Source organism: Saccharothrix longispora, from assembly GCF_030852425.1.
In the GTDB taxonomy this organism is placed as follows: domain Bacteria; phylum Actinomycetota; class Actinomycetes; order Mycobacteriales; family Pseudonocardiaceae; genus Actinosynnema; species Actinosynnema longispora.
Genome location: NZ_NSDM01000012.1, coordinates 94417 through 102953, shown reverse-complemented (window position 1 = coordinate 102953; position 8537 = coordinate 94417). Strand labels below are relative to the sequence as shown.

The window sequence follows — 8537 nt, the reverse complement described above, 5'->3', positions numbered from 1 at the left end:
TACTCATAATTAAATTTCGACGTCCACCCGAAGCATAACTTCACATCCTCTTCGGATAAAGCCAAGCTGTTCGGTGGACGGTGACCCCCGCCGACGCCGTTGACCCCACGACGTCAACCCGGCCACGACATCACCCGGAACGAAGCCGAGGAAGCCGCGCCCGCCGGCCCGGCGGTGTCGCCCTCACGGTCACGGGCTGACCGGCGTGCGCAAGTAGCCGTGGGGGCCGAACAGCGCCTCCCGGTTCAGGAAGCGGTTGAAGAACCGGCACGACGGCTCCCCGAGGTGGACGCATGCGCTGCACGCCCCGCTGCCGCGACTGCACCCGGGATCGAGCGGGCAACGGTGCTCGGCGTCGACGAACGCGGCCAACAGGTCGTCGAGGTTGGATTCGAAGACCGCCTGCATGCCGCCCAGCACGAAGTCACCTCGAGCAGAGGCGTACACGAAGAACGCCAGGTGCCCAGGGAGGAGGTATTCGCTCAACGCGTCGCGTTCGATACCGGAAAAGACCGCGGCCTGGCGAATGAACCGGTGCGCGTAGGTGTGCACCAGCTTGAGCAAGTCGGCGCCGGCCGACTCGTCCGACTGACTCTCGCGCTTGTCGGGGATCTCCGCGGACCGCAGGATCGCGACCCTCGCCGCGACCGGATCGGTGTCACCGACGGACCAGCCGGTCAGCGCGTGACCACGCCCCGTCAACCAGGTCGCCACCCGCACCGGGTCCAAGCGCACCAGGAACGCTTCCGTCTCCGCGAGGTTGCTGTGGAGGCGGTAGACGCCCCGCTTGCGCCGAAACGGCACCAGGTGGGACTTGGCCGGATCGTCCTCGCCTCGCGTGTAGCCGTACATGGCGCTCAGCACCGGGAACCGATCGACCAGGTCCAAGCCGTCCAGGCCAGCCCGAGCCAACGCCGCGGGATAGCCGTTGCGATAGCGCAGGTCGAGCGCGTCCCCGGAATCGGTGCTGCGCAGCTCGGTCGTCGGAGTGCGACTCTCGGCCAGCGCCATGGCGATATCGACGGCTTCCCGCTCGGCCTCTTCCCGCTGCGTCGCGGGCAGTGAGTCGACCGGGTGGTCACCTGGGGTGGCGAGCTCTCCGGCCTTCTCTGCGAAGTCCACCATGCTCTCGGCGAGAGCTCGGGGCATGCCGCTGGTGATCAGCGTCGCGATGAGGTCCTCTCTGGTCTGCTTCGCGTTGACGTCCGCGGGTCGCTTAGCGACCAGCCCTTCGACCACCCATGCCAGGGCCTTGCGGGCGCCGCCCGCGAGCTTGAGGTTCTCGCGGTGCTCCGGTCGGGGCGGGTTGATCAACACCATGCCACGCGGCGTGTAGACGGTGCGGGCTTTGTGGACGTTCCACCGCATGGTGCCGTTGCCGCACGCACAGGGCTTGAACCCCAGCCCTTGCATGGTCCGCTTGTGGCAGACCGGACACTCGAACGTGATGTCGGCCGCCTTGGCGCTCTTGGGGATGACGACCTTCACATCGTCGTGCTCCTGGCAGCGACGGATCCACGGCTCGGTGATCGCGCCGCAGTCGTGAATACCGACGAAGTGCAATTGCCCCCACTTGCGCTGCCCGCACTTGCAGGGCCGCTCGACGGACTTGCCGATTCGTTTGCAGCTCTTGCACAGCCACACCTCCGGATACCGCTCGACCGTGACGCCACGCCGCTCGTCGAGTTCCACGACCTCGATCGAGGCTCCGCTCAGCAGGTCCTTGCCGACATCACCGTCGGTGCCGTGAGCGGTCCACGCACCGATCTCGCGGATCAGGTGCCGACGGACGAGATCCGTGTCCACCTGGATCGGGTTCGCTGCCGACCACTCGACGACGCGGTAGATCTCCCCGCGCAGGTCGACCGTGTTGTCGGGCAGGAAGATCCGCAAAATCTGGCTGCCGCTCCGGCTCCCCAGAATCGTCATGTCGTCCGCCTGTCAGTCGTGGATAGGAGCGCTGGCTTCGACGTCCCGCAGGCTCCGCATCGGAGCATTCGGACCGAGTTCACCGATGAACCGGGCCTTCGAGGTCGGGTCCTCCAGATCAGCGAACCAGTCCTGCAGCCACTCAAGGATCTGCTGCTGGTGCAGGGTGTCCTCGGGGCCGTTCAAGCCGAGAAGTTCCGCCACCGCATCGGCTTCCGCCTCAGGCGTCAGACCTGTACCGCGGATGTAGTCGCGCAGCCTCGCAGGGGTGCTCAGCTTCTGTCGGCTCTCCGGTTCGCGGATCATCAGCGTCCGTGCCGCCACGGCGCCGGGGATCGTGAGGTCCAGGACGCGGCGGCTGCGTCGGGTGATCGGGATGGGGTCGACGAACCGGTCGCCTTGGCGCACGTACGGCCCGAAGTGGCGGAATGTCTGGGCGTCCCGCTCCCGGCCGATCTTGTGCAGGACGTAGACCAGTCCGGGGTGTCGACGCCCGACCCGTGCGGTCGTCTGGATGAACTCCGCCGTGGTCAGCGGCAGACCCAGCATCACCATCGTGTTGAGCCGGTCGACGTCCACGCCGTGGGAGAGCATCGAGCTGGCGGCAACGACGTGGACGCGTTCGGCGAAGTCCTCCTCGGGGTTCTCCAGCCGTTCGAGGATGCCGCGGACCTCGTCGAAGTCCGTCTGGCCGGTCAGCTGCTCGACGTTGATGCCGGCGACGGTGTTGTTGCTGCCCAAGCTCCGTCCGGCGGCCTCCACGTCGTAGAGGGTCGTGCCGTAGACGACGTTGGTGCCGTACTGGCTGATCACCATGTCGGCGTACCGGGGCTCGACGCCTGCCTCCGCGCACACCGCGGCCGGGTCGTCCAGCAGTTCCCTGATGCAGCGCTGCAGCGTGTCCAGGGTGCGGTCGCTCACGTGCTCCAGCGTTACGCCGCGCGGGGCGACCGCCACGAACCGACGCAGCGGCTGCGCGGTCGGCACGGTCCAAAACGACTCGCCCGCCCGTGGACCCGGCTGCGGGAACACTCGGCCTTTCCGCCGGTAGAGCACGTTGACCTGGCGGTCGTAGCCAGTGAGGGTCGCACTGCTCGCCACGATCTTGGCGCGCCTGCCGGACAGTTCCTGCTGGAGGTGGTCCAGCAGGCTCTCATAGTGGGAGTCGACCGCCCCCAGGCTGTCGCGCAGCAGGTGCAGCTCGTCCTGCAACCTCAGGGACGGCGCGAACCGCTGCGCATCCATGGGCAGCGGCTTGAGAACCAGCCCCCCCTGACAGTTGGGCACCAGGCAGCCGTTCGGGGTCTTCGCCCGCTCAGCGTAGGTGAAGCCGTGCCCCTGCTCCGGGCACTGCGCTCGCGGCGGACCGACCAGGCCGCGCATGGCCTGCTGCATGCTGATCGAAGCGGCCTTGTCCAAGGTGCCGACCACCACCGTAGGCAGGAATCGAAACACCTCCTGGTCCACGACGTACACCGGCAGGGCCCGACGGTACATCCGGCAGTCCGAGTTGGTGCAGCAGTGCTCGAGCTTCCACCGCTGGCGGTCGAAGTGCATCCGCAGGTTCTCGTCCCGGCAGAACGGGCAGCGCAGCAGCACTCGGTACCTGTCGGGCATTCCCGCGCTGTCCGGGGTGATGTCCTCGTCGTTCTCCGCCTTCGGGACGATCTTGTTGGGCGTGCCGGCCTGACCGACGAGAAAGCCGAGGCTGAACGGGGCACCCCCGACAGTCCGATCCTGGCGGACGATTTCGGCCGCGGCGAGCGCGTCGGCGAACCGCTGGGTCTGTTGCAGGCTCAGCAGCCGCAGCGGGAACCGCGACCACGCCGTCACCCCCAGGGGCTTGCCGGTCAGGCGGTCGTGGAACGCCGCCGTCAACAGCAGCCCGAGGTAGGTCTCGGTCTTGCCGCCACCGGTGGCGAACCACACCGTGTCGACGTAGCTCGCCTCTTCCTCCGGCTCGGCGAGGAAGCGGACCGTCGACAGCAGGAAGCCCACCTGGAACGGCCGCCACCCGGTGTACCGCCCGTGTGCGCTGAGCCCGATCGCCTCGTTCATCAGCCGGAAGGCGCGCAGGATCTTCGGGTGGGTCTCCATGAGGCCCAATCCGGTCCGCAGCCGCCCCAGCTCGGCGAACACCTCCTCCGCCGACTTGTCCGCCTCCTCGCGCATCGTCGGCGTCCACTCCTCGGCTGCCTGTCTGGCATCCAGTACCGACGGCGACCAGTGCGCGTCGTCGTAGGCGGTCAGCGCCTCGAGCAGGGCCGCGAGCTGCGGCAGAGGGTTATCGGCCAGCGTCGAGAACGACAGGTCCGGCTCCTGGTGCGTGCTGTTCCAGTAGCCGGGTCGGAAGGTCTGCACGCCGACGGTGTCCGAACTGCGGAAGACGCCAGGCTCGGGCACCTCGACTCCGACGTTGATGCCGTACGCAGGTATCGTCCGGTCGTAGCGGAAGCTGTCCGGTAGCGATTCCAGTTGGAACGGCACCGTCTTCAGAGCCGAGATTTCGATCTGGGTCTCGTACAGGTGCGAATCGGTCAGGTCCTTCGCCTTCTCTGGACTGGTGTTGACCAGCTGCACCACCAGTTCCATCTGCCGGTGCCAGTCCTCCACGTCGACGCGCACCTCGGCCGTCAAGCCCGGTGCGCCCACGGCGGTGAACGCGTCGGCCAGTTGCCGAGCGCCGAACACCCCGCCTTTTCGGTCGACCTTCACCAGCACCCGCTCCTCGACGGGGTCGGTGCGCCACCAGCGCTTGTCCGGGACGGGCCCGTCCTTGGGGTCCTGCACCCATCCCCGCGCCCGCACCGTCACGGTCATCGACCAGGACGGTTCGCTCGCGGGCCGCAACCGGATACCGATCGCACACGGATCCAGCCGCTCCGACCGTTCGTCGCCGGCACCCTTGCGGACCTCGTCCTCGCACGCCAACCGGCCCAGCCAGAACGTTCCCGCGGGCGCGACCTCCAAACGGTCGAGCCCGTCGCCCCGCCCAGCAGCGACGACCCGGCGGTCGAGCCAGTCGACGAACGCCTGGTACGCCTGCTGCGGCGACTGGCCGCTGGTGTTGTTCACTGCCTGTTCCCTCCAGGTGGTCACTGGCCCGCCCACCAGCTTCAGTCGTTCACGACGTAGGACCGCAGGGCGGCTACGCACCGGTTCTGACGCAAAGTTGCCAAGGACTGGTTCTGAATCTGCCGTATGCGCTCGCGCGTTACACCGAAGATCGCACCGATCTCGTCCAGCGTCTCCTCGTCACCCGTGCCTATGCCGAACCTCCGTTCGAGGACCCGAACTGACCGCGCGGGAAGGATCGCGGCGAGCGTGTGCGTCAAGTCCTCCCGCATCACCGCGTGAGTGACGATTTCCGCTGGATCGGCACGGCCGTCGCGCTCGTCTTCGCTCATCAGCACGTCGGACAGGCGAAGATCCCCCTCCTCTCCCAGTAGGCGGTCGAGGCTGATGACGGGCCGCGTGAAGTCGAGCACCGCCTGAACCTGTCCGGGGGCGATACCCGTCGCGTCGGCGATTTCGCTCAGGACGGGTGAGCGATCGAGCCGTGCGGTCAATCCGGATATTGCTTTTCGGATCTTGTGCGCCTGCTCGTGGATGTAGACGGGAACACGGATAGTGCTTCCCCTGTCACCGATACCGCGTTCGATCGCCTGCCTGATCCACCACGTGGCGTAGGTCGAGAACTTGAAGCCCTTCGACCCGTCGAACTTGTCCGCCGCACGCATCAGTCCCACGTTGCCGTCCTGGATGCGGTCGGCGAACTCCACTCCGCAGACGTCGTAATGCCTGGCCTTGGCAATCGAGACCACGAGTCGTAGGTTGGCGCACACCAACTCGGCATGGGCGCGTCGCCCTGCGGCGACCTGAGCCTGCAGGTTGCGCCGGAGATCCGCAGGCAACGCGTTGTTCCCGGTCTCGTCCAGTTCACGCCGGGCGGCGACGCCCTGGGAGATCAACGCCCACAGTTCCACCTCTCGGGAACCGTCGATCAGCGGGTAGCGCTTGATCGCCTCCAAGTATTGGCCGACCACATCCGCACGGAACTCGTACCCCCACTCAGCGGCCCTTTCCGGACGTAGATCACCGGGAACCGACAACTCAATCCCCGCACCCTCCAGAAGGACCAGCAGTTGCCCCTGTTCGACAGAGTTCAATCCTCGCGCACTCGCGAGAAGTGCGACATCCGCCCGAGCGAGTTGTCCCCCGCTTCGTGACCAATCCCCGAGGAGGTCGTCGAACGCCCGACCAACGACATCGTCGACAGCCCGCAGGGGAGCCGACTCCGGCTCGTCCCCGAATATCCAGGCAAAGTCAGGAGCAGGCACCGCCGCCATCGGCTCCTCGACCGTCGCTTCAGCCGGCCCAACCTCTTTCACGTCGACAGCGCCAGAGCCGGGCGAGTCGGCACCATTCCCCTCCAAAGCCGACAACAGTGCATCGACGTCGCGGTGGGTCAAACGGTGCCGCGCGGCGAACTCGGCCAGGAACCGTCGACCCGAGCCGGCCTCATGTTTCTGTAGGATCACGCGTAGTTCGCCCGCGAGGTCGTTGACGCGTGGCGCGTTCGCCGGACAGCGCGCTGAGGCTCGCATCGGGGTCGCCATGAGCACCTCCTCGGTCCAGAGGCTCATCGGTGGAAGAGCTACCAACGTGACGCGCGTAGCGACCTGTTGATCAAATCGTGATTCGATACCTGCCGCATCTGCGATGCTCACGACCGCAACGTCCTGGACGGATCGACCGGTCACCTCGTAAGACGCCGATGTGGATCGCTCAAGGCGGCTCCCCGCTCTCACAACCTGGTATCACCCGCACTACGCTCTGTAGATCCACTACAGTGCCGGCATGGCCGCCCGACCCCTCAAGATCTCTGCAGTCGACCTGTTCTGCGGTGTCGGCGGACTCTCCTACGGCCTACGGGAGTCCGGGATCCACATCGCTGCCGGCCTTGACCTTGATCCGGCCTGCGCGTACCCCTTCCGCACCAACCTTCAGGCGCCGTTCCACCAGCGGGATGTCTGCGACCTCGAAGCAGGCGAACTGGCTGCGATGTGGCCTGACGACACCCGCATCCGCATCCTGGCGGGCTGCGCTCCGTGCCAGCCGTTCTCGTCCTACCGTCGAGGGGTCGACACCTCACAGGAGCGCCAGTGGCCCCTGGTCAATGAGGTACGACGACTGATCGAAGGGACGATGCCGGAGATCGTGACGATGGAGAACGTTCCTCGCATAGGGAGCGCTTCGGTCTTCAAGGACTTCGTCATCCAGCTTCGGACCCTCGGGTACCACGTGGACTTCAAGTCGTGCCACTGCCCGACGTACGGCGTACCTCAACACCGTAGGCGACTGGTCCTCCTCGCCTCACTGCTCGGCGAGATCAAGGTACCGAAGGGCACCGTCAGCCCTAGTGAGTACGCCACCGTCCGTCAGGCGATCCACGACCTGCCCCCGGTAGCTCATGGGGAGACGCACCCACACGATCGATTCCACAAAAGCCGCACTTTGAGCGAGACGAACTTCGAACGCATCCAAAAGTCTACACCCGGCGGCACCTGGGAAGAGTGGCCCGAAGAATTGCGAGCTCCATGCCATCGCAAGGAATCCGGATCAACTTTCCGCAATGTTTACGCGCGCATGGCGTGGGACGAACCATCTCCTACCATCACCACCATGTCGTACAACTTCGGCACGGGACGGTTTGGTCACCCCGAGCAGGATCGCGCCCTCACTTTGCGGGAGGCTGCTAACCTGCAGAGCTTCCCATCGGATTACGAGTTCGTGGCCCCAAACAAGCCGGTTCAATTTGCCCCACTTGGCAGGCTCATCGGAAACGCCGTACCCCCTCAGCTTGCCAAAGCCGTTGGAGCTGCGATCGTGGATCACGTTAAGACCGCCAGCAAGGCCACCAAAGTGACAAATAAACGACGGACCGGCCGACAAGGCAAGCGATCGTCAATTCGTTCAAATGCAACGACCGAGACCATCCCGCTGGCGACATGAACTGTGCCTGCAATGTCCATTAGACGATCAGCACACCACTTCGAGTCAACAGGAAGCTGACCAATCGAAGCTTCACTTTAGCGATGGACAAGAGGCTACCCCGACAAGACTCCCGCCTCACCTACGTTAAGCCGAAATCGCCGTAACCATCACCCCTGTACGGCGACTGCCAAATTACGTGGGCACCGCCCTCGGGCAAACACGTCAGTGGAAATTCAGCTCAGCGGCAACAAGCAGCTTCACATCTCTTACATCCGATTCTCGGACTATGGGCGTACTTGAGACTGCCACGGTTGATCCACTTTGAGACATAAGGCCAGGGCCTCTCACTCGAACGTTGGGTAGTGACGGCACGCCCTACGACCGGCCAGCACAGCAGGAGTAGCCTCCGTCATCCACCCTGAGGTGCTTCCAGGGCGGATGACGTACCGGGTCCGCTCGATCGATCAACGATCATGTCGACCAGACGCGGCAACAGGACATTCGATCGATCACGATTCGGGGCCGCGTGTCCCCATAGGGCCAATTTTCTGGAGTTCAGGAGTGCAAGCAAGGAAGCCCTTGCGTGGATCAGCCTGTTCGGAGGTGCTCGT

Annotated in this window: 4 protein-coding genes; 1 reads left to right on the top strand and 3 read right to left on the bottom strand. The window is 65.4% G+C overall.

Features of this window, described 5'->3' with window-relative positions; all coding sequences use genetic code 11:
- Window positions 1-189 precede the first annotated feature (189 nt).
- The 3 genes from CKY47_RS25960 to CKY47_RS25950 are packed head-to-tail and all read right to left on the bottom strand — an operon-like array spanning window position 190 to window position 6659.
- Complete coding sequence (locus CKY47_RS25960) at window positions 190-1929, bottom strand: DUF8724 domain-containing protein (RefSeq protein ID WP_306748812.1); 1740 nt, start codon at window positions 1927-1929, stop codon at window positions 190-192.
- 12 nt (window positions 1930-1941) lie between these two features.
- Window positions 1942-5004, bottom strand: a complete 3063-nt coding sequence (locus CKY47_RS25955) for a helicase-related protein (RefSeq protein ID WP_306748811.1) — start codon at window positions 5002-5004, stop codon at window positions 1942-1944.
- 41 nt (window positions 5005-5045) lie between these two features.
- Window positions 5046-6659, bottom strand: coding sequence for a sigma-70 family RNA polymerase sigma factor (locus CKY47_RS25950; protein WP_306748809.1), 1614 nt, complete (start codon window positions 6657-6659; stop codon window positions 5046-5048).
- Between the two features lie 130 nt (window positions 6660-6789).
- Here CKY47_RS25950 and CKY47_RS25945 point away from each other — a divergent pair, with 130 nt between their 5' ends.
- Window positions 6790-7944 (top strand): DNA cytosine methyltransferase, encoded by a 1155-nt coding sequence (locus CKY47_RS25945; RefSeq protein WP_306748807.1) that lies wholly within the window; start codon window positions 6790-6792, stop codon window positions 7942-7944.
- The last annotated feature ends 593 nt before the right edge of the window (window positions 7945-8537 follow it).